The organism is Haliscomenobacter sp. (assembly GCF_041740695.1).
Classification (GTDB): Bacteria; Bacteroidota; Bacteroidia; order Chitinophagales; family Saprospiraceae; genus Haliscomenobacter.
This window is the reverse complement of the sequence record NZ_JBGSLK010000052.1, coordinates 44,889-71,711: the sequence shown is the minus strand read 5'-3', so window position 1 is coordinate 71,711 and position 26,823 is coordinate 44,889. Positions and strand designations below refer to the sequence as shown.

At 48.0% G+C, this 26,823-nt stretch carries 20 protein-coding genes; 13 read left to right on the top strand and 7 right to left on the bottom strand.

What is annotated here, in order from left to right:
• The first annotated feature begins 466 nt into the window (after nt 1–466).
• The 6 genes from ACEW9O_RS11420 to ACEW9O_RS11395 all read left to right on the top strand — a co-directional run bounded on the left by ACEW9O_RS11420 (nt 467) and on the right by ACEW9O_RS11395 (nt 7,168).
• Nucleotides 467–4,045: a family 78 glycoside hydrolase catalytic domain gene (locus ACEW9O_RS11420; protein ID WP_373550288.1), complete on the top strand. Its 3,579-nt coding sequence runs from the start codon at nt 467–469 to the stop codon at nt 4,043–4,045.
• Nucleotides 4,042–4,209 carry a hypothetical protein gene (locus tag ACEW9O_RS11415; protein ID WP_373550289.1) on the top strand — a complete coding sequence of 56 codons (168 nt, stop codon included), beginning with the start codon at nt 4,042–4,044 and terminating at the stop codon, nt 4,207–4,209. The genes ACEW9O_RS11420 and ACEW9O_RS11415 overlap by 4 nt, the downstream gene beginning before the upstream one ends.
• 34 nt (nt 4,210–4,243) lie before the next feature.
• Entirely contained in the window at nt 4,244–4,864 is a 621-nt protein-coding gene (locus ACEW9O_RS11410) for a hypothetical protein (RefSeq protein ID WP_373550287.1), read from the top strand.
• An 11-nt stretch (nt 4,865–4,875) separates the two neighbouring features.
• Nucleotides 4,876–5,322, top strand: a complete 447-nt coding sequence (locus tag ACEW9O_RS11405; RefSeq protein WP_373550286.1) for a hypothetical protein — start codon at nt 4,876–4,878, stop codon at nt 5,320–5,322.
• Nucleotides 5,323–5,599: 277 nt separating this feature from the next.
• The gene (locus ACEW9O_RS11400) at nt 5,600–6,301 is read left to right on the top strand and encodes a ferritin-like domain-containing protein (protein WP_373550285.1); all 702 of its coding nucleotides are present in this window, start codon (nt 5,600–5,602) and stop codon (nt 6,299–6,301) included.
• A gap of 24 nt (nt 6,302–6,325) precedes the next feature.
• On the top strand, nt 6,326–7,168 hold the full coding sequence (locus tag ACEW9O_RS11395; protein WP_373550284.1) for a ferritin-like domain-containing protein: 843 nt from the start codon (nt 6,326–6,328) through the stop codon (nt 7,166–7,168).
• Between the two features lie 170 nt (nt 7,169–7,338).
• Here ACEW9O_RS11395 and ACEW9O_RS11390 read toward each other — a convergent pair whose 3' ends face one another.
• From ACEW9O_RS11390 to ACEW9O_RS11380, 3 genes are all read right to left on the bottom strand, one after another.
• Nucleotides 7,339–8,562 (bottom strand): S-adenosylmethionine:tRNA ribosyltransferase-isomerase, encoded by a 1,224-nt coding sequence (locus tag ACEW9O_RS11390; RefSeq protein WP_373550283.1) that lies wholly within the window; start codon nt 8,560–8,562, stop codon nt 7,339–7,341.
• A gap of 91 nt (nt 8,563–8,653) precedes the next feature.
• On the bottom strand, nt 8,654–11,173 hold the full coding sequence (locus ACEW9O_RS11385; RefSeq protein WP_373550282.1) for a T9SS type A sorting domain-containing protein: 2,520 nt from the start codon (nt 11,171–11,173) through the stop codon (nt 8,654–8,656).
• A 595-nt stretch (nt 11,174–11,768) separates the two neighbouring features.
• Nucleotides 11,769–12,365 carry a hypothetical protein gene (locus ACEW9O_RS11380; RefSeq protein WP_373550281.1) on the bottom strand — a complete coding sequence of 199 codons (597 nt, stop codon included), beginning with the start codon at nt 12,363–12,365 and terminating at the stop codon, nt 11,769–11,771.
• Nucleotides 12,366–12,623: 258 nt separating this feature from the next.
• Between ACEW9O_RS11380 and ACEW9O_RS11375 the strand changes: the two genes are divergently transcribed.
• From ACEW9O_RS11375 to ACEW9O_RS11345, 7 genes are all read left to right on the top strand, one after another.
• Complete coding sequence (locus tag ACEW9O_RS11375; protein WP_373550280.1) at nt 12,624–14,066, top strand: nicotinate phosphoribosyltransferase; 1,443 nt, start codon at nt 12,624–12,626, stop codon at nt 14,064–14,066.
• Between the two features lie 217 nt (nt 14,067–14,283).
• Nucleotides 14,284–15,009 carry an NUDIX domain-containing protein gene (locus ACEW9O_RS11370; RefSeq protein WP_373550279.1) on the top strand — a complete coding sequence of 242 codons (726 nt, stop codon included), beginning with the start codon at nt 14,284–14,286 and terminating at the stop codon, nt 15,007–15,009.
• 75 nt (nt 15,010–15,084) lie between these two features.
• Nucleotides 15,085–15,582 (top strand): histidine phosphatase family protein, encoded by a 498-nt coding sequence (locus ACEW9O_RS11365; RefSeq protein WP_373550278.1) that lies wholly within the window; start codon nt 15,085–15,087, stop codon nt 15,580–15,582.
• Complete coding sequence (locus tag ACEW9O_RS11360) at nt 15,582–15,893, top strand: DUF4296 domain-containing protein (protein WP_373550277.1); 312 nt, start codon at nt 15,582–15,584, stop codon at nt 15,891–15,893. The genes ACEW9O_RS11365 and ACEW9O_RS11360 overlap by 1 nt, the downstream gene beginning before the upstream one ends.
• A gap of 77 nt (nt 15,894–15,970) precedes the next feature.
• Nucleotides 15,971–16,654, top strand: a complete 684-nt coding sequence (locus ACEW9O_RS11355; protein WP_373550276.1) for a response regulator transcription factor — start codon at nt 15,971–15,973, stop codon at nt 16,652–16,654.
• Nucleotides 16,654–17,706 (top strand): sensor histidine kinase, encoded by a 1,053-nt coding sequence (locus ACEW9O_RS11350; RefSeq protein ID WP_373550275.1) that lies wholly within the window; start codon nt 16,654–16,656, stop codon nt 17,704–17,706. The genes ACEW9O_RS11355 and ACEW9O_RS11350 overlap by 1 nt, the downstream gene beginning before the upstream one ends.
• Nucleotides 17,707–17,807: 101 nt before the next feature.
• Nucleotides 17,808–19,748 (top strand): ABC-F family ATP-binding cassette domain-containing protein, encoded by a 1,941-nt coding sequence (locus ACEW9O_RS11345; RefSeq protein ID WP_373550274.1) that lies wholly within the window; start codon nt 17,808–17,810, stop codon nt 19,746–19,748.
• 171 nt (nt 19,749–19,919) lie between these two features.
• Here ACEW9O_RS11345 and ACEW9O_RS11340 read toward each other — a convergent pair whose 3' ends face one another.
• The 4 genes from ACEW9O_RS11340 to ACEW9O_RS11325 form a co-directional block, all read right to left on the bottom strand.
• Nucleotides 19,920–23,753 (bottom strand): PVC-type heme-binding CxxCH protein, encoded by a 3,834-nt coding sequence (locus ACEW9O_RS11340; protein WP_373550273.1) that lies wholly within the window; start codon nt 23,751–23,753, stop codon nt 19,920–19,922.
• Nucleotides 23,754–23,800: 47 nt separating this feature from the next.
• Complete coding sequence (locus ACEW9O_RS11335; protein WP_373550272.1) at nt 23,801–24,997, bottom strand: acyl-CoA dehydrogenase family protein; 1,197 nt, start codon at nt 24,995–24,997, stop codon at nt 23,801–23,803.
• 153 nt (nt 24,998–25,150) lie between these two features.
• Nucleotides 25,151–26,218 (bottom strand): phosphotransferase family protein, encoded by a 1,068-nt coding sequence (locus ACEW9O_RS11330; RefSeq protein WP_373550271.1) that lies wholly within the window; start codon nt 26,216–26,218, stop codon nt 25,151–25,153.
• A gap of 42 nt (nt 26,219–26,260) precedes the next feature.
• Entirely contained in the window at nt 26,261–26,815 is a 555-nt protein-coding gene (locus ACEW9O_RS11325) for a Uma2 family endonuclease (protein ID WP_373550270.1), read from the bottom strand.
• Nucleotides 26,816–26,823: the final 8 nt, after the last annotated feature.

The following is a 26,823-nucleotide window of genomic DNA, read 5'->3' as shown; positions in this document are numbered from 1 at the left end:
TTTTTTACTGCTCCTAGGCCAAACCTAGTGTACAATGTTTTAAATTTGCGTAGGTGCGAGGGAAGCATACGTTCTTAGCGTCTTGGTAAACTCTAATTTCGCGCTTTTCCTCGCATTTTTCAAAAATGTCCAGTAGTATGTTGAAAAATATGCTTTACGTGTCGAAACAGTCGAGGTAATCTGTGAAATGTACACAAGAGATACATATTCTTGGTGGTTAAATCAAAGGTTGGTATTGCTTTTCAAAGAAAACGAGGTAAAGAAAGAAGAATTTCATTCAATAGCACTCGATAAAGGTTATCGTATTCCAACCGAACTAAAATGAAAACATAATGCTAACGCTTTATTATAAAGTTTGCATGAAATTTTAGAATATGGATATGTTTTAGGGGCCAAATTCCCCTATCTTACCACCAAGTATCAGGACACCTTATAGGTCTTATTTCAACCACAACCTCTCGCAAGCATGAAACACGCACTCCTTGCCCTCTTCATCTTACTAAGCATAGGGGCCGCTGCCCAGGTCAGTCTGACCAATCTCAAAACCAATTACCGCAATACCCCGCTAGGTACCGACATCGCCACCCCGCAGTTTTCCTGGCAAATGATAGCCCCCAGCACCAGCCGTGGTTTGGCCCAAAAAGTTTACCAAATTTTGGTCAAAAGCGACAAAGGCCTGAAGGTCTGGGATTCCGGCAAAGTCAATTCCGCGCAAGCCCATGCGATCCAATACGCGGGTGAAGCCTTAAAACCCAGCACCCGCTACACCTGGGAACTCAATGTTTGGGATAACCTGGGTAAGCTGAGCAAGTCATCTTCCTGGTTTGAAACGGGCCTGATGGATCCTTCCGAAAAAGCCTGGTCGGGTGCTCAATGGATTGGCGGAAGCGCTGCCGACGCTATTTTTTACCCCCACTACCTCTCTGTTTTTAAATTCAGTTTCGCCATTCAATTGGATAAAAACTCCGCCTCTACTAAAGCAGCTTTCGTCTTTGGGGCCAACGATACCCGCTTGTCCAACCGCTACCTCAACCTCATGGGGGTTGAAAAAGGCAAAAACGAAAGTTATGTCGCCCTGGAACTGGACATTTCAGGCTTGAATGACAGCCCGGAATCGAAAGCCAAGCTCAACATTTTTCGGGTAGGTTATACCAACGATGACAAATCCAATGTGCCTTTTCAATCCTTAGACATCCCACAAAGCATCATCAATCAGCAGAATAAGTACAACCAGCACCAGATTTATGCGGAGTGTAACTTTGGCCTGTTTGAGTTTTTTATCGATGGCACGGATGAAGCGCACAAAATCCCCCTGCCTGGGCCAGCGCCAGCGTCTCCGTTTGCGGCAAGAGGTTTGAATCTCAACCCCGTTGGTTCGGGCAACAACTTCATCAGCTTCCCCATGTTGGCCGATATGGGTTTTAAAACAGAAGCTGGGCAGACTGCCTTTTTTTCCGATTTAAAAGTCAAAAACTTCCGCTTCCCCAGCAATGTGATTTTTGAAGACACGAATAATCAGCTGCTAAAGAACATCCCCAAAGAAAACAATGCCTACAAGTTTTCGGGCCAACAATTGGCCACAGCCGATGCTTCCCGCAATGCCGCCCCGATGTTGAGAACGACTTTTCAAACCAAAGGCAACATCAAAAAAGCCCGCCTGTACGTCACCGCACGAGGGATTTACGAAGTTTACCTCAATGGCAAAAGGGTGAGTGAAGAGTACTTCAATCCAGGTTTGACCCAATACAACAAACACCACCAGTACCAGACGTATGACGTCACCTCAAACCTGATCGCTGGCAAAGCAAATGCACTGGGTGCCTGGCTCAGCGAAGACTGGTGGAGTGGCAACATCACCTACAGCGGCGAAAGTTGGAACTTCTTTGGCGACCGCCAATCCTTGTTGGCCAAAATGGTCATCACTTATGCCGATGGTACGGAGCAAATCATTACCTCCAACGCAAAAGACTGGAAACTCTTCACCGATGGCCCCGTTCGTTACGGTTCCTATTTCCAAGGTGAGGTGTATGACGCCGGAAAAGAAGCCGCAATCCAGGGTTGGACCGCCGCAGGTTATAATGACGCGGCCTGGAAACCTGCCAGCATAGTCCCCCTGGAAGGCAACGCCTACCTCGGCACTTTTACCGAACGTGGAAGGCCTACAACCTTTGATTACAAGGATTTCAAGTTGATCGGCAACATGGACGACAACGTGGAGATCGTCAAAACCTTGACTGCCCGTTCCGTAAAAGAGGTCCGCCCCAAAGTATACGTTTATGACATGGGGCAAAACATGGTGGGTATCCCCAAAATTTTAATTAAAAACGGCCAAAAAGGCCAGGTGATCAACCTGCGTTTTGCGGAGATTGCCTACCCTGCCTTGCCAGATTACAAAGGCAACGAAGGCATGATCATGTTGGAAAACATCCGTGCCGCCTTGACCCAAGACCGCTACATCCTCAAAGGTGGTGATGAAGTGATCCAACCTCGTTTCACCTTCCATGGTTACCAGTACCTGGAAATCACTGGAATTGATGCGGCCATTCCAATCGAAAACGTAAAGGGCCTGGTGCTGAGTTCGGTCCATGAATTGGCTTCCCATTACGAAACCAACAACCCGTTGGTCAACAAACTTTGGGAAAACATCACCTGGTCTTTGCGCAGCAACTTCTTGTCGATCCCCACCGATTGCCCGCAGCGCAACGAGCGGATGGGCTGGAGTGGCGATATTTCCGTATTTTCCAAAGCGGCCACTTATCTGGCCGATGCGCCGATGTTTTTGCGCAGGCATATGTTGGCGATGCGTGACATCCAGTTTGAAAACGGTCGCTTTCCGGATGTAGCGCCCGTAGGTGGTGGTTTTGGTGGCACGCTTTGGGGTAGTGCAGGCATCACCGTGACCTGGGAAACTTACCGCCAGTACGGCGACATCCAGTTGTTGCAGGAACATTACCCGGCGATGAAAAGATACGTGGATTTTTTGGAGACAAAAATTGATCCCCAAACTGGTATCCTCAATGAAGGCCCACTGGGCGACTGGTTGAGCCCCGAAGGCAACAAAAACGACAATACCCTCTTCTGGATGGCCTATTACGCCTACGATCTTTACATTCTCGCTAAAATGGCGCGAGAATTAGGGAACAACGTCGATTATGTAGCATTGAACGAACGTGGCCTTAAAGTCAAAGAAAAATTCAATAAAACTTATCTAAACGAGGAGGGTAAAACAGTAAAATCGGGCATAAGGACCGGCTTTATGGGTGCACCCAATGAAAGTGACAGCCGAACCCAGTCTGAAAAAGGAAACATCATGGATACCCAGGCTTCTTATGCTATTCCACTTGCCTTAAATACTTTCAGTATTGACATTAGACCCAAAATTATCGAACATTTTAAAGCAAGTATTGTGCGGAAAAATGTGGACGATAGCGGGGTAACCCGACCAGCGTACTCCTTGATGACAGGCTTTATCGGCACCGCAGCTATCAGCGAGGCGCTTTCTCAATATGGAGCCCATGATTTGGCCTACAAACTTTTGACCAATAAAGAATACCCCTCCTGGCTCTATTCTGTGGTCAACGGCTCTTCTACCATTTGGGAGCGCTTGAACAGCTACACTGTGGAGAACGGGTTTGGTGGCAACAATAGCATGAATTCCTTCAATCACTATTCCTTCGGAGCGGTGGCGGCCTGGATGTACCATTATTCGCTGGGCATTCAGCGTGACCTCAATGTGCCCGCCTTTAAATCTTTCATCCTGCAGCCTACGCTTGATCCTAACGGTGAAATAACTTCGGCCAGCGGTTATTTTGATTCCATGTATGGACGCATCAAAAGTGAATGGAAGATAGAAAATGGAACCTTGGTTTACAACTGCACTGTTCCGGCCAATACTTCGGCGACCTTGTATCTTCCAGCAAAGCAGATCAGCCATGTCAAGGAGTCGGGTCGGCACCTTGTTGGATGGAAAGACGTGGGGGTAACCAATGATAAAGTGGTTATTCCTCTGGGTTCCGGGACTTACAAGTTTGTAGTACAGCCATAAAAAAACAAAACCAGTATGAAAAACACCACCAAACTCACACCCCATCCAGCCATCAGTGGTTTTGCGAACCCGAAACGCTGCACATTATTCTGGCCGTAACGGACAATGGAGTGCCCGCTTTGACAAGATATCAGCGGGTGATTGTGACCGTTTTTCCAAAATGATTATCTTTCCAGCCGATTTACCAAATCACCCGCAATGGAAGCAAGCAGCACCGAACTCCCCCAAAGCCAATACAACTTACAAGAATACCTTTCCCTGGGGTATATTTACCTGGTCATCTTGGGCATCATTGATGAGGTGATTTATTACAACTTTTTTGGCGTTGACATCCTCAATTACTCCAGTATTTCAGATGTTTTAATCGCCCCGATCAATACTTTACTCAGTGACATTCGTGTATTTGTAGCAGTTGTTGTATTCATGTCTTTGGCCTATCTGTCCTATATCAAATTGATACCAGCTTTATACAAAAAAGTAAAAGGCAAAAGTTGGTATCAGAAAATGGTTAAGGACGCTGACCAAGCGGATGCAAAATTTGCAGCAATGCAACGGCGAACCTTATTGTTCATGACGGTATATTTGTCCTGTATGTTTTTGGGTCTAAGGATAGGTTATGGATACGGAATGAAGGAAAGTATTGACAAAGGGGATTTCAAATTGAATCACATACTTACGCTCAATGACAACAGTTCGAAGCAGGTACGCATTATTGGCCAAAACAGCCTGTATGTTTTTTATATAACGAAAGAACAAAGAGAAGTAGCCATCATGCCGATCAGCGGAAACATCAAGGAAATCCGAAAATCACCAAAATAAGCCCACGCCTTATGGAATTCTTAAACACCATCACCCCATACTTGCAATTGCTTGGATTCATCGGCACTTACCTGCTGATCCTCTCTCACGATCGTGCCCAACTGCCCGAACGGGTAAAAAAAAGAGGGATTAAAACGGAAGGCACGGTCATTGAAATCCGCCGCAATCCTGGTTCCTTGTTCAGTAAAACCGAAGGGCAAGGAGACGCTCCCGTAGTTGATTTTAACACCTTCTCCGGCTCTCATCGCTACCATTCCACCAACTATGTTACGCCCTGTTCATTCCAAGTAGGGCAAAAGGTTACAATTTGGTACTATTTTTATAAATCAAAACAGGAGGTTATTATGGAAAACGAAGATGCTGGAAGCCTACCTCGAACCCTCCTGGTTTGGGGCATCGCCTTTTGTGTGATAGGTTACCCATTTTTGATTCGAAATCTGTTGACCTTGGTTGTTTGAGCCCAAAAGATAGTTATTTGAAAATCGTAAGTTTTGCTTTGAAAAACATGTGCAACTGAGTCCTACCAAATTCCGGAAAGCTTGATTTTTAACAAGTTTGTGAAATAAATATGTAAGCCTAACAAAACACCTTTTCTCTTAGGAAATGAAGGAAATACAATCCAAAAAAGCGAGCGCAGTAAAATTTTTAAATTTTTATTTTCAGACAAATCCAATCTAAAACCATTTTTTGCTGCGTACGTAAGGTTTGATTCATTAACCTTCCAATTCCTGTTTTATGACATTAACAAAAAGTCAAGGTCAAATTCAAAATGAATTTGACACGCAGCAAAAAGCCCTGGGTCGTAGAAAATTTCTGCGCAATACCGGAGCTGCCCTGACCGCGGGTGCGCTCGTTTCCATGATGGCCTGCGACAAAGACGACAACAATGACAATGTCGGCGTAAATTTTGGTACAGGCGACTTCGCGATCCTCAATTTCGCCTATGCGCTCGAACAGCTTGAAGCAGCGTTTTACACCCAGGTGATTGCTACACCTTACACGGGCATGTCAGCAAGCGAAACCAGCCTGCTTACCGACATTCGCGATCATGAAATCGCCCACCGTGAATTTTTCAAAGCCGCGCTAGGTACCAATGCCATCCAGGCACTGGAGGTAGACTTCAGCACTGTCGATTTTAACATCCGTGACAGCGTATTGAAGACAGCCAAAGCTTTTGAAGACCTCGGGGTATCCGCTTACAATGGTGCAGGTCGCTACCTCGCTTCAGTGGATTACCTGTTGCTGGCTGGGAAAATTGTATCGGTAGAAGCCCGACATGCGGCTTACATTCGTGATTTGCTCAGCAATGGCTCCTTTGCCGACGGTTCGGTGATCGATGCCAATGGCCTCGAAATGTCTCGTAAACCCCGCGCAGTGTTGAGTATTGCCGCACCTTACATCAAAACCCAACTGAACGCCAGCAGCCTACCTGCTTAACTTTCACCCACAAAAAGAGCTATTATGAACACACTTAAAGTGTTAAACATCATAAGTGAGCAGGATCCAGAAATTTTTGATCGGATCGACACGCGCCGCAAGGCCATGCACGCTTTTACCGGTTTGGGTAAAAAAATTGCCCTGATCTCGGCACCCTTTATGCTGGGTACAGTACTCAACAAAGCCTATGGGCAAGCGCCAACCAGCTCCGTCATCGACGTGCTGAATTTCGCGCTAACCCTCGAATACCTGGAGTATGAATTTTATTTGCAGGCCACCAATAGTGCGGGTTTGATCCCCGCTGGTGCAGCCACCTCAGCCATAACCACCATCCGCAACCATGAATTGGCACACGTCAATTTCCTTAAAACCGCCATTACTGGTGCTGGTGGAACCCCAGTAGGCAAACCAAATTTTGACTTTTCAGGCGGCAATGGTACGGGTACCGGGCCTTTTGCTGCGGCTTTCAGCAACTATCAACTCTTTTTGGCGGTAGCTCAAACCCTGGAAGACACTGGGGTGCGTGCCTACAAAGGCCAAGCGGGTAACTTGATCAACTCCGATGACGTACTGGAAGCAGCGCTCAACATCCACTCCGTGGAAGCGCGTCACGCCTCGCATGTGCGCCAGATGCGCAAAGCCAATAATTTTGGCGATGTGAAGCCCTGGATCACAGGCAAGGACACTGGTGGCATCGGCGCATTGGTGCAAGCAAATTACGATGGTGAAGAACTCACCACCCAAGCGGACATAAACATCATCAATATTGGTGGAAAAAATATTTCTGCCAATGCCGCAAGTGAAAGTTTCGATGAACCACTGACCACCGCTCAGGTGCTGGCGTTGGTTGATGCTTTTATTGTGTAATCTAATTAAGCGGTCAATTCGCTTAGGGGCGATAAAAAAATAGGTGCTCATTTTGCCAAAAGATTAGATAAGTAAACGGTTCATTTCAAGAGTCGTATCTAATCCTTTGGCTCAAAAAAAATGAGCACTTATTTTTGCCCCACTACTTATTGGGTTGGCCGCTTATTTAATTAAACCTCAATGTAACAGCCATCCCCATAACTCAAAAACCGGAATTCGTGGTCTAAGGCATACTGGTACATGTTTTTCCACTCCACTCCTACCAGTGCAGCCACCAAAAGTAAAAGTGTACTGCCAGGCTGGTGAAAATTGGTACACAAGCCACTGATCATTTTGACCGGATAACCCGGAGCAATCAACAATTGGGTCTTGGCTACCAAGCGCTCAAATTGGCCAGCATCCAGCCACATAAGTAAGGCCTGGAGCGCTTTTTCTACAGGAATTCCTTCACGGTCTAGTTCATAGGCGTCCCATTGCCGGATTTCGAGGGCCTCCCGATCCAAATCTGGATTTTTTAACAGTTTACACCCCATCAGGTACAAACTTTCCAGGGTGCGCAAGGTTGTAGTGCCCACCGCTACCACCGGGCGTTGAACGTGATAAGCCGAGATCAATTTTTGCAGCAATGCTCGAGTTACATCAAAATACTCCGCATGCATATCGTGATTGCCAATTGTAGGCGCGCTGACTGGTTTAAACGTACCTGCTCCTACATGCAGGGTGATGTAATCAAGATCAATGTTTTTATTTTCCAGCTGAGTAAAAACGGCCTGAGTAAAATGTAAACCCGCCGTTGGAGCAGCTACCGAACCTTCTAAATCCGCATAAATGGTCTGGTAACGCTCGCGATCCAGTTCCTCCGCTTCACGGTCGAGATAGGGCGGCAAGGGAATTTGACCGATTGAACTCAACACTTCTGCAAAAGTATACTCGGCAGGCTGCCAGCGGAATTTGATGCTGAAGTGGGTAGAACCCCTTTCAATGATTTCCGCAGAAAGTAGATGGATTTGATCCAGTTCAGTCCCCCAAGTGGCACTGACTGGCCCCTCTTTCCATTTTTTGGCCCCACCTACCAAGCATTTCCATTCGCTTTCACCGTGTTTGGCCATTTCGACGCTGAGTTCGCCGAGGGGTTCGAGGCAAAAAATTTCGACGACACCTCCAGTAGGTTTGGCCATGTGTAGCCGGGCTGGAATGACCTTGGTGTTGTTGAACAGCATTAATGCTCCGACAGGGATGTATTGGGCAAGGTTAGCATAGGTATCTTCCGCTATGCTGTTTTGACGAAACAACAACAATTTTGATGCATCGCGTTGGGCCAATGGGTATTTCGCGATACGTTCTTCCGGTAAATCGTATTGATACTCCTCAATCCGAATCTCTTGCACTTTCATGGCCTACTTTTTCAATAAAACAAAAAGAGTGAGCCGCGAAGATACACGACTCACTCCTTTTGTTAATAGCGCTTCTTTAAGTTTTTTATGGTTAGTTCGAAGAAGAAGCTGTTTTTACAAAGCGCACCGACTTGCCTTTGCCATTGCTCAGGTAGTAAATGCCATTGGGCAAATCGTTGATCTGGAGATTGATTTTGTTAAAACCTTGTACCATTTCAACCACTTGATCCTTGGTTTGTACCCTACCCATCAAATCGAGGATGTACAAATGACTCGGCCCGCTTTCTGCTGCGTAAAACTCAACGTTCAGCACATCTTGGGCCGGATTTGGATACACCTTGAAATTGGTTTTTTGTAGTTCCTTGTCGCTGAGTTTTCCGGCCAACTCAGGCGCTACAAATGGAGTAGTGCCATACAAGTCGGATTCCCATACGCCGCGGCCATAAGTAGCTGCACGTACCTTACCCAAACTGTATTGGATTTCCAGGTCAGCAATTTCCACATTTGGCAATTGTGCATTGAACAATACCCAATCGCTCATGGTATTGTCGCGGTAATACACACCTACGTCCATGCCGAGGTATACGCCGCCATTGCTGCCATTGGAATAAACCACACTATTGGCTGGAATATTAGGCAGTGTACCTGTTACATTTGTCCAGCTGGTTCCACCATTGGTTGACTTGAATACTTTTTGGCCCGCATTGTAGCCGCTTACTGTAACCCAAACGTTGTTGGAGTTGGTGTTGTCAATTGTAATTGAAGCAACCCGGCCTACGTTGGTAGGATTGGTCAGGGTAGTCCAAGACGAGCCACCATTGGTGGTTTTTCTCATCCTACCTGCAGTAGTCAGATCAGCATCAAAGCTATAATACACTACACTTGCACTGTTGGGTGCAACTGCAATGGCTCTAACACTTGGCCCTGTTGAGGAATTAACCCCCATTCTGGTCCACTTCGTGCCGCTGTTCGTAGATTTATAGATGCTTTTGTACCCAATATACATCGTTGCTGGAGTACTAGGGGCCAACGCGAACGGAGTTACCCAACCACCTTGTTCTGTAGTATTGGGTTTAATGGAAGCCCAGGTTGATCCAGAATTGGTTGACCGATAAATGTCTCCATAATACAACTCTCCGTACATGTAAGCAGCATTCGTTGGATTAATGGCACAATCCATCCCATCACCACCGATTTCATCGGTCCAAGTCCCAGCAGCACTCCGCATTTTGGTACCATTATCCTGGAAACCTCCAATCATGGCATTATTGGTTTGGGCTACACCCAACCGATACAATTGACTAATGGCCATAGTATTAGTGAGGTCAGTCCAAGTAGTGCCATTGGTCGATTTGTAAATACCACCGTCATTGCCCTGGAAAAGGGTGGTGGCATTTTGGAATTCCAATGCGTGCTTGTCGGCGTGTACTACTGGCACTGAGCCCGAGGAAGTCCACATGGTATTGATGGTCCAACTCGTACCGCCATTGGTCGATTTCCAGGTATTGACCCCGCCCAAATAGATAGTATTGGCGTTGGTTGGGTCAGTAACTACAGTCAGGTCATACCAGCCTTGTCCACCGGCGTCATTACCCGTCGCATTCCAACCCAACAAGTTGGGAGTAGAAGATTTGAGCGTCCAGGAAGTGCCGCCATTGGTTGAAGAGTAGAATCCGTTGTATCCACTGTCTGACGATTTAGAATAAACCACCCCAACATAGTTGGTATTTGCTGCTGAAACCGTCAATTCAGCCCGGTTGGAACTGGCCAGAGAGTGTACCTGGGTCCAGGTTACCCCGTTGTCGGTCGAACGGAACACCTGAGCGGTAGTCCCATTCACGGCAGTGGCATAAAAAGTCCCGGAAGAGCCTGGCATTTGCTCCAGATCATAGAACACGCCTGTATTGGCCTGAGTCCAGCTTGTTCCGGCATTATCGGTATACCAAATGCCAATTGAGGTAGCCACCAGGATTCTTCCACCTGTGGGGTTTTTCACCAATTTGCGTGTATAGCGCAAATCTGAACGCACCCAGTTCAAACCCGTGGTTGACCAGGTAGCACCACCATCCGTTGATTTAAGAATACCTATCGAAGGAGAGTCCCGGCCATCACCATCACCAGTAGAAACATAGATGGTGTTTGGACTTGCTGGATCAACAAGGATGTTGCTAACCCCCAGGCTAGGCCCAAAATCAGTAAGCGCAGTCCAGGAAGTACCGCCGTTGGTCGTTTTCCAAACCCCGCCACCGGCGCTACCAATGTAAATTACACTGGCATTACTCGGGTCAAAAGCAATAGTATTGATCCGTCCAATGCCCGCGTAACCGCCCGTAGAGGTGGTTGGTCCCATGGGGGTCCAGTTGCCTACTGGTGTGAGTGCACTCGTCACAACATCAGGTGCAAAACCATGACTTTTTTGGTAACTTAAGAATTCCTCTTCGTTAACACCGGCTTTAGGTAGAGAGCCATCCGGCATCAAACGACTTTCCCAGTGGTACTGCCAGCGCAAAAAGGGTTTAAATCCTTTGCCTTTTTCCGGCGTTTTGTCTTTCCAAAACTCCTTGAAATCAGCTTTCGCCGCTTCAAAACTTGCTTTGTCTCCTTTTGTCATCAAGTCTGCCCAAGGTTGAGCAAAACTTGAAACCGTACAACATGTAGTAAACCATAACAATAGAGCCATAGCTCCAAATAAGCGTCTTTTCATAAAAATCCGATTGTATGATAAGAGTGATAAAATCTTTGACGCGACCCTTCTAGCAGAAAAGTGAAAAAGAATGTTTGATTGGCTGGAACTCTTGTACGTAACTAAGCAATGACAAGATAAGTGGATTTTACAATCTGGCAAATATATTTTGGTCAAATTACTGAATACTGGAAGAATGGCAAAAAGGAGGGTGATAATTGTGAAATCAACTAAAGGAGGGAACAAAAGACAGGTAAGCCGATTCCGAGATGTGGCCTCGGCCTTCCTGACTGTGTTAAAGACAGATTACAGTAAAAGCTAGATAGACTTACGGACAAAATGTTCTATTGCTAGCACAGTGTTAGATGGAGGCCAATAATAAAATTTTGTTTTGTTTGGGAAAAAATAGAAATGTGGGAAAGTAGGTGGATGTGAATTGCTGGAAGAGAAATAGGAAACTTACTTGTTTCGACTGTAAAATTAAAAAAATATTGATTTATAAAAATAATATTTGGTCTTTTTTTCATAAAATGAGAAAAGAATCAAAAAACCGGTCACTAGCAGCATTGATGGCCATGTCTTTGAGGGTAACGGTTTGAATGGAATAAAAGCGATTGCGCACCATAAAAGCCTTGGTTTTGATCACAGCCTGGTCGCGCAGGTAATTGATGCGCCAAATTTTACCAGGAAATCCCTGTTGCACAATGTCGTCCTGATAAGCTAGTTCTCCTTTGACACTGCTGGCAGCCTGATCTATACTCGCCTCAAAAAAGTCTTTCAGCAAGTCCGTAGAATCTGAATGAATGGTTCCAGGGGGGTAGTCACAAAAAGTAATCATGTAGAACAGGTTTTCGGCATTTTTTTGAGTGTTGTTGTACACCAATATATAGTAGGCCAATTTCCCCAATGGAGTTTGTACCGAATCTACCGCTTTGTCAAATTCTCCGGGGGTGAGTACTCGAAATTTACCTTCCAGCGATTTGTACTCCTTCCAGGGATTGGTTCTCCAATCTTCCGCTGAATTTTGAATAAAAGTATCGCGCAACACTTGCGCATTACTTATACTCATTGAAGCCAGCCACAACAACCCTAAAAGGCTCAATTTTTGCATTAAGTTCATTGGATAATGTTTGCCTCAATTGAGCGTGTTTTTGCCCAAAAAGTTGTGTCCGGGGCGATAAAAAAATAAGTGTTTCATTTGGCCAGTGGATTGGATAAGTAAACGGTTCATTTTAAGTGCCTTATCTAATCCACTGGCTCAAAAAAAATGAAACACTTATTTTTGCCCCACTACTTCGCAATTTTTTTTTGTTAACAAGGTCATATTTTTTTGCAAAATTCAGCAAAGCATCATACCTTAGTTTCAAAATCAAACTAAGTGACCAACACATCCCATTTATCCGCAGTTTATCGCGAGCGTTTTGCCCTCGTTGCGGACCTGTATCACCTGACTATGGCTTATGGTTTTTGGAAAAACGGGGTTCAAGATCGCCCTGCTGTATTCCAATTGTACTACCGCCGCAACCCATTTGCCAACCAATATGCCATTGCTACTGGTCTTGGACTGGCCATTGATTACCTGCAACAGTTCCGCTTTACGGTGGAAGATATTCACTACCTCGGTTCTTTAAAAGGTGCAGACGGACAGCCGCTTTTTGAGATCAGTTTTTTAAACTACCTCCAACGGCTTGAATTCAAATGCCATGTGGATGCCATTCCCGAGGGAACTGCGGTTTTTCCCAATCAGCCGCTGGTAAGGATCGAAGGCCCACTGTTACAAGCTCAAATCGTTGAATCGGCCTTGCTCAACCTGATCAATTTCTCCACCTTGATTGCCACCAAAGCAGCCCGGGTAGTGCAGGCAGCACAAGGGGATCAAATTCTGGAGTTTGGTCTACGTCGAGCACAAGGGCTTGACGGGGCGCTCACTGCCTCCAGAGCTGCTTACATCGGCGGTTGCAATGCCACCAGTAATCTCCTGGCAGGCAAGTACTACCGGATCCCCGTACGCGGCACCCACGCCCACAGCTGGGTGATGAGTTACGGCGATGAGCAGGAGGCTTTCCGCAGCTTTGCCCATGCCATGCCCAACAATTGTATTTTCCTGGTTGACACTTACGATACCATCACAGGAATCAAAAATGCCATTGAGGTAGGCAAAGAATTGCGCAGCATGGGCCATACGCTCCTCGGTATTCGTCTAGATAGTGGTGACCTTTGTGAACTAAGCAAAAAGGCCCGCAAAATGTTGGACGATGCTGGTTTTACCGAAACAACCGTTGTGGCCAGCGATTCCTTGGATGAACAATCGATCAGCAGCCTTAAAGACAAGGGATCGGCCATCAACGTTTGGGGGGTAGGCACCGAGCTTATCACGGGTGGCACCCAAGCTGCATTAGGGGGCGTGTACAAACTAGCCGCGATCCTGGGTAAAGACGGAGAATGGGAGTACCGCATCAAAAAATCCGAAGATTTGTACAAAATGTCCAACCCCGGTATCCATCAGGTGCGGCGTTATTTCGATAAGTCTGGAATGCCATTGGCCGATGTACTGTATGATATCACCCAGGCCAATCCCACTAGCGAAGTCATTGAACTACAAACGGGAAAGGCAGCGCCCCTACCCTGCTCTACTCAGTCCGAAGACCTACTTGTACCCATTTTTAGATCGGGAAAACTGGTCTATGCTGTGCCAGACATCCACCAGGTAAGGGAAAGGTCATTGCAACAACAAGCCTTATTCAATGGTACCAAAAAACACTTTGTCCATGGCTTGGACCGTTATTTGTTCGATTTGAAGCAGCGTTTCGCACAAAAGTAGTCGGGCAAAAATAAGTGTTCATTTTCTCCGAGTCAAAGAATTAGATAAGAAACTTAAAATGAACCGTTTACTTATCTAATTCTTTGACAAAATGAAACACTTATTTTTTTATCGCCCTAAAGAGCTAAATTGCGTTTTATTGTACTTTGAGACCGAGGTCGCAATTAATTACATTGATTGATGGTGATCTTTGCCTTATGAACCTGGAATTTGCACAATGAAATATTGCTATGAATATCCTCGGCCATCCGTAACGGTAGACTGTATCATTTTTGGCCTCGATGAATCACAAGTACTCAAAGTACTCCTCATTCAACGGGGGCATGATCCATTCCAGGGGCAATGGGCGCTACCGGGCGGTTTTGTTGATTTGGAAGAAGACTTGGAGTTTGCTGCCTTGCGCGAATTGGAGGAAGAAACGGGGGTTCGAGACGTATTTATTGAGCAATTGTTTACTTTTGGTGCACCAGCCCGTGACCCTCGGGGTCGGGTGATTAGTGTAGCTTATTACGCTTTGGTCAATTTGACCGAGCACCCGGTAACTCCTTCCACCGACGCACAATCGGCAGAATGGTTTTCCATTACCAAACTCCCACAATTGGCTTTTGACCACGAGTTGATTTTGGAAACTGCCCTGAATCGCCTGCGTGCCAAGATGCGTTACCAACCCATTGGTTTTGAGTTGCTGCCTGAAAAATTCACCTTGACTCAATTGCAAAACCTGTACGAAACCATTTTGGGCTTGCCCAAGGATTTGCCTTTGAACAAACGTAATTTTCGTACCCGAATCCAAAAAATGGATGTATTGAAGGAAGTGGGTATTCAGGAGGGAGTTTCTCACCGCCCAGCGAAACTGTACAGTTTTGACAAGGCGCGTTATGAAGAATTGCAAAAGATGAAGTACATGGACCTTGTTTACCGTGGTCTGGATTTTGAAATATAAATATGCTCTTGATGTGCAATGTTAATTCTACGCTTCAATGTTAATTTAACTGCACACTATTAATCCTTCTGCTCTATGAAAACTGTTTTTTTCATTCGTCACGCCAAGTCCAGTTGGGACAATCCTTCGATCAGCGACATGGATCGTCCGCTCAATGAGCGAGGCCTGCGCGATGCACCACAAATGGGTTTAAAACTCAAACAACTCAATACAAACATTGACTTGATTGTCAGTAGTCCGGCCAAAAGGGCTTTTACGACGGCTACTTTTTTTGCGGCTGCGTTGGGTTTACCACCTGAGAAAATTGTGTTGGAGCCCCGCTTGTACGAAGCCATGTCGGAAGATGTGATCAGCGTCATCAATGGACTGTCGGACGAATCCCACGTAGTAGCCATTTTTGGTCACAACCCCACGTTTACCTTCATTGCCAACCTTTTTACGGAAGATTTCATCGACAATATTCCCACTTGTGGGGTCTGTCAAGTAGATGCCAAAATCAACTCCTGGAAGGAATTTGGTGAAAACAGTGGTCGATTGACCGCATTTTATTATCCCAAACAATTTTTGCATTGATGAATTGCTTGCGTGTAAGCCTTTTATTGTTTCTGCTCCCCCTTTTTGCCTGTAACGTTGGGCAAAAAAAGCTCCCCATTCCTGAAAAACAATTGATCCAAATCCTCACCGATGCGCACTATGCAGAGGCAGCCTTGCAAGACGTATATGGCGTCCAAAAGGACAGCCTCAAAAAAGTGTACTACAAAGAGATTTACCAATTGTACGAAACATCGGAGGAAGAATTGACCAAAACCATGGATATACTGCGTCAAGACCCGGAAAGATTGGACAAAATCTACCAGGTGATTGTTGACAATCTAAATGGTTAACAATTAATTAAACTACATAGCATCTAGGTCATCTTGGATTAATTATAGCTTTGCACAAGTTTTTTGAACCTTCGTGCATGGACAACATAAAAATTCTCATCGTTGACGATGAGCCAGACATCCTGGAGATCCTCCAGTATAACCTCGAAAAGGAAGGCTATCAGGTCGTGACGGCCTCCGACGGTGAAGAAGCCGTTGCTGTGGCCGAAAGGGAGCAGCCCAACCTTATCATTTTGGACATCATGATGCCCAAAATGGATGGTGTGGAGGTCTGTAGAATATTGCGTGGCAAACCTGATTTTGACCGCACTGCCATCGCCTTTTTAACCGCCCGGGATGAGGATTACTCCCAAATTGCTGCCCTCGACGTGGGTGGCGACGATTACATCACCAAACCGATTCGCCCGCGAGTGTTTATCAGCCGGATCAAAGCTTTGTTGCGTCGCTCGGATCGCCTCCCCCAAGAGGAAGGTTTGGACGTCATTAAAGTAGGTGATTTGGCCATCGATCGCGATCGGGTCAGTGTACAACGGGGTGATGAATTGATTGAATTGGCCAAAAAAGAGTTTGAATTGTTGTTCTTGCTGGTTTCCAAACCCGGAAAAGTGTTTTCCCGCGAGGAAATTTTCAACAAGGTGTGGGGTACCGATGTTATTGTAGGCAACCGTACTATTGATGTGCACATCCGCAAATTGCGGGAAAAAATTGGAGAAGATTACATCAAAACCATCAAAGGGATCGGGTATAAATTTGAATTTTAATGCTTAAAAACCCAACGCCCCGGCAAATCGCCATTTCTTCAGCGGCGCTCATCACTGCGGTGGGTATTGTCATCTTTTTAATGGTTCGGTTTTTGCGCTGGGATGCTTATCCTTGGTTGGAATACCTGGTTTGGGTGCTCTTGTTTTTTGTGTTGACCTATCGGGTTATTTTATATTTTTTGCAAAACTACATTTACCGCAAAATCAAACTCATCTACAAAACCATCCATCAGGAAAAAATCAATCCCGCCGAAAAGAGCAAATCCATCAACGCCGACGCAAAAATCTTTGAAGAAGTAGGTCAACAAGTGGCCGATTGGGCGGCCAACCAACAAAAAGAAATTGACCAACTCCGCTCCTGGGGTGAATACCGTCGGGCTTATTTGGGCGACATTTCGCATGAGCTCAAAACCCCCATTTTCAACATCCAGGGCTACCTGGAATCGGTAATTGACAATGGAGTGGAAGACGCCGCGTTTAGTTTGTCTTTTTTGAAAAAAGCGTCCAAAAACGTTGACCGCCTACAAACGATCATCCAGGACTTGGAGACCATCTCCAAACTGGAAACGGGCAACATGCTGCTCGAATTGACCAATTTTGACATCAAAGAACTGGGTAGAGAAGTATTCGAAGACCTGGAAATCAAAGCTTCAGAGCGCAATATTTCCCTTGAATTTAAAGAAGGGGCCAACCAAAACTACCGCGTCAAAGCCGATCGGGAAAAAATCCGCCAGGTACTCATCAATCTCATCCACAACTCCATCAAATACGGCATCCCCAACGGGCGCATCAAAATTGCCTTTTACGACATGGACAAACGGATATTGGTCGAAGTGGCTGATAATGGAATTGGTATCCCTAGAGAGCACCTCACCCACGTTTTTGACCGCTTTTACCGGGTGGACAAAAGCCGCTCACGCACCCAAGGCGGCTCCGGCCTGGGCCTCTCCATCGTCAAACACATCGTCGAAGCCCATGCCCAAACCATCAATGTAAGGTCGACGCCAAATTTGGGTTCTACTTTTGGTTTTACCTTAGATAAAGCGGGTTAAAAAAATCTAAATGAGGGTGCACTAAACTTTCTCAACTTCCCTCAACCTTCTCAACCTTTTTTTTACGTACTTTTGCACCCCGAAATCAAGATTCATCTTTTATGCTCAACATCACCAACGTTTACGTACAGTACGGCGACCGGATTTTACTCAATCGCATCAACCTCACCCTTGGCGAAAAAGACAAAGTGGGTTTGGTCGGTAGAAATGGTGCGGGGAAATCGACCCTGCTCAAAATAATCGCTGGCGAGATGAGCCCCCACGAAGGTAAAGTGGTACGCCCCAATGGCTCTTCACTCGGCTTTTTACACCAGGAAATGGACATCCCCAAGGGTCGGACAGTTCTGGAAGAAGCCATGACTGCCTTTGCAGAAGCCAAGGACTTGGAAACCCGCATTGCTGAGCTGCAAGTAGAAGTTGAAACCCGTACCGACTACGAGAGCCAGGAATACATGGATCTGCTGGAGGAATTCGCCCACGTCAACGACCGCTTCCACTACCTTGGTGGCGAATCGGTGCAAGGAGATGCCGAGCGCGTACTCAAAGGCCTTGGTTTTAAACAAAAAGACCTGGATCGCCTCACCGACGAGTTCAGCGGGGGCTGGCAAATGCGGGTAGAATTGGCCAAAATGCTTTTGGGCCGCCCCGACTTCCTGCTGCTTGACGAACCTACCAACCACTTGGACATCGAGTCCATCATCTGGCTGGAAAGTTTTTTGAAGGACTACACGGGTTCGGTGATCCTGATTTCGCACGACAAGGAATTTTTGGACAACGTGACCAATCGCACCGTGGAGGTGGAACTGGGCAACGTGTTCGATTATAAAGCGGCCTACACCAAATTTGTAGAAATGCGCCGCGACCGCCGCGAGAAACAACGCGCGGCCTTCGACAACCAGCAAAAAGTCATCGCGGACAAGGAGCGCACCATCAGCCGCTTTATGGCCAAGGCCTCTAAAACCAAGATGGCGCAGTCCATGCAAAAGCAGTTGAACAAAATCGACCGCATCGAGATTGATGATGAGGACATCGCGTCCATGAACATTCGCTTCCCGCCAGCTCCTCGCGCCGGGCAAGTCGTGGTGGACGTACACAAACTGGAAAAACGTTACGGCGAGCTCTTGATATTGGATAAAGTAGACTTCAAAATGGACCGGGGCGACCGGGTTTCTTTTGTGGGTCAAAACGGCCAGGGCAAAACCACTTTGGCCAAAATCATCGTAGACGAAATTCAGTACAGTGGGGGTAAACTCAACTTGGGCCACAACGTCAAAATTGGCTACTACGCCCAGAACCAGAGTGAAACCCTAAAGTCAACCGATACCTTGCTGGAAACCATGGAAAACGCCTCCCCGCCCGAAATGCGTAGCCGCGTGCGCAGCATCCTGGGTGCCTTCATGTTCAGCGGCGAAGATGCGGAGAAAAAAGTATCGGTGCTCTCCGGGGGTGAACGCGCGCGTTTGGCCCTCGCCTGCCTCCTGCTCAATCCCTTTAACCTGCTGGTACTCGACGAACCGACCAACCACTTGGACATCATCTCCAAAGACGTGCTCAAAGCGGCTTTGATGGAATACGATGGCTCCTTGGTGGTCGTTTCCCACGACCGGGAATTCCTGGCGGGCTTGACCAACCGCACCATCGAGTTCCGCGACCGCCACCTCTACGACCACATCGGCGACGTAAACGCTTTCCTCGAAAAACGCCAATTGGACAACATGCGGCAGGTGGAAATGAGCACCAAAAACACCCCGCCAGCAGTGGTAGCTGCGCCCCAAATGGCCAATGCCCACCCTGTTTCCACCCCAACCCGCGAACTGAGCTTCGACGAGCGCAAACGCCTGCAACGGGCAGTGAGCAACGCCGAAAAAAGGGTAGAACGGCTGGAGGAAGACCTGACCAAGTTCCAGGCGCAAATGTCCGATCCTCATTTTTACAGCAAGCCGGATTCGAACAAGCTGATGCAGGCGTACGAGGCGAAGAAGAAGGAATTGGCGACGGCCATGGAGGAATGGGAAGCGGCGACGATGGAATTGGAGGGGTAAGCTTTTTAAGATCAAATTCAGCAACTTCCCCTGAGGTGGTTCTATGGTTTCTTAGGTGGTGAAGAGAACGTTTTTTTCACCACCTAAGAAACCTAAGACACTACAGAATCACCTCAGCAGGTTAATCTAAAAGAGACACCACAATTAAACAAAATACGCCCTTTCCCCAGCCTACTTCTTCCCTACCTTCCCCCCTTCCGTCGTCCGCAAAAATTGCACCAAATCCAGCACCTCACTCTCCGAAAGCGGATCAAACAGCCCCACAGGCATCAGTGAGGTCGGCATAACTTCCCGGGATTGAATCGCCGATTTGTCCAGCACCACTGCCTCCAGTCCAACGGTACGAAAAGTCAGTTGGCGTTCATTTTCAGAAACCACATTCCCCGAATACGTCCGCCCATCGCGGGTAGTCAGCACCACCAGCTTGTAATCGTCCTGAATCTCTCCGCTGGGGTTCAAGACGTTGAACAAGAGGTAATCCAGGTTGGCGCGGTTGGAACCCGTCAAGTCCGGGCCGATATTGCCCCCTTTGCCGTACATCTTGTGGCAAGATCCACAAGCGCCCTGAAAAACCAGTTCACCTTTGGCGGCATTGGCGGTAAGCAGGGCTTTTTCGGTGATCATGCGTTGGTATTTTGAATAAGCCTTTTCCAGCGAAGGTTCCTGTTCAATCGGCCCCCATACCTCAATGAATCCACTGCCCACCACCCGCAACAATTGCCGGGCAGCATAAGGCGGCACATCCCGCTTGGGAATGGTCTCACTTTTTAAAGCCTGCGTCAGTTGCCAGCCGTACTTGGGCCGCGACGAAAGGGTTTGAATGGCCTGCTGTTTTTCGGTAGCATTGAACTCCGGGTATTTGCTAATCAGCAATTTCGCCAGTGATTCCTGGTCGTAATCGGCAATCGCTTGAATCACGTCCAGGCGCAAACCTGCTTCATTGAGCAGCGTGGGGATTTCCGGCAACAATTCAGGCCGTTTGCGCGCGGCGATCAGTTGTAAGGCCTGCTGCCGTTGCGCAAGCGGTGCATTTTTATTTTTGAGGGTAATTAAGGCCTTTTGGCTGGCCTCGGTATCCCCAAAACGTTGGGCAATTTGAGTGGCCAGATCCTGGGTGGGGCCTTTGGCCTGGCGCAATTTGGTGTAGAGCGCCGCCCAATTGCCGGGCGCTTTCAGGTCGGTTCTACCTTCCAGACCATCGCGCATGCCTTCCAGCAGATTCAATTTCTGCTTGGGGTTCTTTTCCAAGGCGCTGACCAACAGCTCGGGTGAATTGGCATCCACAATGCGCCGGGCTACGTACCGGGAGATGAGCGGAATTTCGGCTTGTGCAGCCAGTGCCAGTGCACGATTTGAGTTGGCTTTCACCAATGGTTCGAGGCCAAACCAGATCATTTTGGGCAAGTTGTGGTCGGCCTGGTCTTCACCGTGTTTGACCAATTGCTCGGCAATTTTCCAGGCGGATTCGTTGTCGAGTCGCTGCATGGCGGAAGCCAAGTAGAGCCTTACCACGGGCGAAGGGTCTGCTTTGGCCAGGGCTACAAACTTGTCTACCGCTGCGCTGGAAGGCGCTTTGTCTTCACACAACAACTGAATGGCCCAGGCCCGAATATGGGGATCGGCATTGTTGAGTGAACTGAGTAGTGCTGCCGCAGTCAGGTTTCCCGTGGTATGCAAGCTCCATAGGGCGCGGAGTCGGTAGTCTGGATTCGGATGACTTTGAAAAATGCTTTGCAGGTTGGCGACTGCCGTTTTGTCCAGCGCCGTTTTGCTTGCTCTGCTCTGCAAAATCAATCTGGCCCGGCGGGAATGCCAATCGCTGGGGCTTTTTTGCAATTCCACCAATTGTACATCCGACAATTTAGTCAAATCCCCAAAGCGTCCTTCCCAGTTTTTTGCCAAGGAAGCAGTCGGCATGATTCTGAATACCCGCCCGGTTTCTCCATTCAACACCTCTTTGCCACAAATATCCGCATCGTGCCAGTCCAGCACATACACGCCACCGTCGGGGCCAACTTCCATGCTGAAGCCCACCCATTGGGCATTGTTGGCCAAAAGTAGATCATCGCCGTGTTTGGCCACAAAACCGGAGCCTTTTGGTTCCAAAACATCCGATAAAACGGCGTGTTCATGGATGTTGGCCATAAAAATACGACCCTGATGTTCCGCAGGAAAGGCATCGGACTGATACACCCTGGCACCGCCATGCGCGGAACGGTGGCTGTGTTCAGCAATGGTGCGAATGTCGCTGTACAAATAGGGATTGAAATGTTGCCCACCCTGGCGGTGGTAAACACCTCCGGGTATGATGTGCCACATATGCGGAATGACGCAGGCGCTGATGAACAGCTGCCCCTTGGCGTCGTAATCAATGCCCCAGGGATTGCTGAATCCGTGGGCGACTACTTCAAATTTGTCTTTGATCGGGTGGTAACGCCAGACCCCGCCGTTGATGTCTACCCCCTCCGTAGCATTAAGGATGTCTTCAGGAAAAGGATCGTTGTGCTTGTAAATCCGGCCTTTGCCCGTAGGTTTGCGCACTTTGGAGGGCGTAGCAAAACCCTGGCAACCATACAACCAGCCATCTGGCCCCCAATGCAGACTGTTCAAGGTCTCGTGCCGATCGCGGATGCCCCAACCAGTTAGTCGCACTTCGATGTTATCCATATCGGCCACATCGTCGTGGTTTTTGTCGGGTACAAAAAGTAAGTTGGGCGGTGCGCCCAAAAACAGGCCATCAAAGCCCACTGCGATGGCTGCAGGAAAGGCAATGCCTTCTAAAAATACTTTTTTTGAATCGGCCATTCCATCGTGGTTGGTATCTTCCAGAATCAAAATGCGGCTATTGCCTGCTTTAGAAAACCCGTATCCCCGGGATTCGTAGTCGCGGTTTTCGGCCACCCAGAGTCGGCCTCGGTCGTCCCAACAAAAGGCCATCGGTTGGGTTATCATCGGTTCGGAAGCCCAAGTGTTCACTGCAAATCCTTCCTTGAGTGTCATCGCCTTAACGGCCTCCTCCGGGGACAAAAACTTGGCGTCGCGCCCTTCTGCCTGTGCAATGCCCCATAGTGAATACATCATATCCTGGCCACTGAATGCGCTCCAGATGCTGTTCATTTTCACATCGTCGAGTGTGCTAGTGTACAAGACCAATTGGTATTTGATGACCTCCACTTTGCCTTTGGGGATTTGCCAATCAGCAGCACGGGCCCGCGCAGGGCCGATGCCCAATTGTCCATCTACCCGCCAGGTTTGGGGGAACCCTTTGTTTTCGGGGTGATCCAAAATGGCAATATGCGCCCAATCGTTCCGCCCTTCAATTTGCATGCCTACATCGACCCAGCCAGCGCGTTGGCCTTCGGCTTTTTCGTTGCGTTGCCGGGCGGCATTGATCACTTCACCTTTGATGCCCTCTTTCCAGGGCATACGTACAAACAGCCCGCCGTAATCGTATTTGCCAATCGTGACATCGGTTTGGGCTTCACCCGCCCATTCCAAATCCAGGAGGTATTTGCCGTCTTGCTCCCGCATGGTCCAGGTTTGGGTTTCGGTCAGCACAGTATTGCCCTTTTCATCGAGCAGATCGTACACGGTTTCCCATTTTACCTCTGGCCCTTTGGCTTTGATGACCGTAGCGGAAACCCGCCGCCAGTAATCCCCTTCCGGGTGGTGAAAATAATCCCGCCCATTGACCCGGGTGAAACCCCAATAAATACCAGTTTGGTGTTTGTGGTGGCCGGGGCTGTATTCGGTCAGGACGCCATTGCCATCCGGGGCGACGATGGGATGCAAAAAAGGCCGAAAATCAGCTTTGGCATTTTGGGTCAGCACAGGCGTTTTTCCTTTGGTGGTAAAAACTGCAATGGTGCCGAGTGCCTCGTCTTGGACCAGGCGAAATTCGGTGGCATTGGCTAGAGGGGCCTTTGGTTTAAGTGCTTTGGGCATCAAGGCAAACCAAGCAAAACCGAGCAAGGCAAGGGAAAAAGCGTAGAGTTTGGATTTCATATTTGCAGATTTTGGCAAAGACATGATTGAGGGTATTAGATAACCAATTACCTGTATTTCTTCAAAATTTTCCGCGCCAGCGACGCCTTATGCGTCTCATCCGTCCCGTCATAAATTCTGGCTGCCCGTTCCTCCCGGTAATAAAAGGCCAAAATGGTATCATCGGTGATCCCCAGTCCGCCGTGCACCTGAATCGCCCGATCCAGTACATCGCCCAGCACCTTGGCTGTAAAAAACTTGATGGCTGACACCTGTTCCGCCGCCGCTTTTTGGCCCGCTTTTTCCATCAGCAGGGCGGTGCTCAGCACCATCAGTTTGGCTGCGTCAATTTCCGCGCGGCTTTCGGCGATCATGAGTTGTACCATTTGTTTTTCGCCCAGCATCACCCCGTCTTCAATTTCGCGGGTGGCGGCGTAGCGGCACATTTGAGCAAAGGCGCGTTCACAAATGCCCATCCAACGCATGCAGTGGTGGATGCGGCCGGGGCCCAGGCGTGCTTGGGCGAGTTGGAAGCCGCTGCCTTCAGTACCGATCAGGTTCTCGACGGGTACGCGGACATTGTCAAACCGAATCTCCGAATGGCTCATCCAGCCAGAGCCGGGGTGCCCCATGATGGAGATATTGCGGATGAATTGGAGCCCTAGCGTATTCGTCGGCACCAGGATCATACTGGCCCGTTGGTGGGGCGCGGCTTCGGGATCGGTCACCGCCATCACAATGGTAAAAGTGGAGCCATCAAAGGCCGTGGTGAACCATTTGTGGCCGTTGATCAGGTATTCATTACCTTCCCGTACGGCGGTGGTGCCCATGCGCACGGGGTTGCTGCCTGCAAATTCCGGTTCGGTCATGGCAAAACAGCTGCGGGTTTCACCAGCCGCGAGTGGGGTCAAAAACTGGTCTTTTTGCGCTGCGGTGCCTGCCAGGTGCAGTAATTCCATGTTGCCGATATCGGGTGCCTGGCAGTTGAAGAGGTAATAGCCAAAGGGCGAGCCACCTACTGCCTCAGCGATGAAAGCGTGCTCCAGCAAGCTCATGCCCATACCGCCGTAATGGGGATCGAAGCAGGGCAACCACCAGCCATTGGCTTTGACTTTTTCGCGTAAGGCGTTCAGTGTCGGTTGTAGTTCTGCCCAGGACTGTTTGAGCCACTGCAAGTCATGGGGAAAAACTTCCTCGGCCATGAAGGTGTGGATGGCGGGGAGGAGCTTTTTGATGCGCTCGGTTTTGATGAGTTCTGTCAACATAATGTAGGGCAGCTGCTTCCCTAAGGTGTTTCTTCGGTGTCTTAGGTTTCTTAGGTGGTGAAGTATTGACCTGCTACGCAGGTTTTGGTTTTTCACCACCTAAGAAACCTAAGACACTAAAGAATCACCTTAGGAGTTTTTATCAAAAATCGTTTACAATTTTCCTTTTTCAAGTGTGTGAATCGCTTTTTTCGCCAGTTCCTGCACGCCCCAAATCAACATAGCGAAGCGCTCATCCTTCGTATACCCCTTCTTGTAGCGGCTATAAATCTGCTGCATGATCACCGCATTTTTGAACAAACCAAAAACATAGAAATACAGGATATTCGAAGTATCCCGACCACTCTTTTCCTGGTAATACGCGGCGATTTCCTGGCGGGTTAAATTCCCCGGCAACCAGGAGACGTTGAAGGTTTTTTCAAAATCGGAGTCTTCGGTCTCGCACCAGTACGACAGGCAGGTGCCCAGGTCCATGAGTGGATCCCCCACCGTGCTCATTTCCCAATCCAATAGGGCAATGATCTCCAGGGTATCTGGATGCAAAATGGCGTTATCGTATTTGAAGTCGTTGTGGATGAGAGTTGGACGCCCTTCTGTGGGTAAGTGCTGCTGTAACCAGTTGGCCAATTCCAACATTTGGGGAATATCGTCGGTTTGCGCCGCTTCGTAACGTTTGCTCCAGCCTTCCACCTGGCGTTGGATGTAGCCTTCCGGTTTGCCAATTTGGGTCAAGCCCGTTTGCACAATGTCGATCTGGTGCAGTTCCACCAAGGCATCGATCAGGGAATAGGACAATCGCCGCATTTGTTCAGCAGGGATGTTCAACTTATGGCCCATTTTTCCCCGCAGGATCACACCTTCGATTTTCTCCATGAGGTAAAAGGGGAAACCCAACATGCTTTCGTCGTCACAACAAAGCAAAACTTGAGGTATTTTACGGTATCCTGCCTGATGTAGCGTGCTTAGGATCTGGTACTCCCGGGCCATGTCGTGTCCTTTTTTGATGTCTTTGGCACCGAAAGGGGGGCGACGCAGTACGTAAGCGTGGTCTGTTGTTTGTAGAAGATAAGTTAGATTAGAATAACCTCCGCCAAATTGGCTTACCTGCATGATATCGCCAAACCCCGGAATAGCTGCATGCAAATAGTCGTTGAGCTTTTCCAGGGGCAGCTCCTCTCCTACTCTGGGTTCGCCGGCTGCATCAAGTCTGATGTTGGTCATTGCTTAGCGGATTTTCGCTAACAAAATAGGAAGATTTCTGTGCTAATGAAAAATTTCTGCTAAAGTCAGGGTCAATGGAACATTTTTGGCCTGGATGGTATCCTCAAGCTGAACTTTTTCGCGAAAACGATAGTCAGCGCCATTTGTTTCCCAATACACCTGAATTTCCTTTTTAGCTAGGTTGATGATCCAACATTCAGGTATACCACTCGCGGCGTAGATGGGCAATTTTACTTTGCTGTCATAACTTAAGGTGGTGTCGGCTACCTCAATGGCCAATAAAACGTCCTCTCCTTTGGGCAATGCATTTTCATAAAAATCACTACGGTATTTGAGTACTGCAACATCGGGTTCTGGCTCCGACAAATCGCTGGCGACAATCGGGTCTTGCACACTAACGATGAATCTATCACCTACCAGCTTGTTCAGCAGACTGTTTAACTTCTTGACAATTTTGGCATGTTTACTTCCAATTGGACTCATCTCAATAATTTCTCCATTGATTAATTCTACACCTCGCTCAGGCAAGATACCGGCCTCCGCCATCTTGTGGTATTCGGCCACTGTGAACAAGTGTTTTTGAACCTGGATTGCCATGCGTTTTT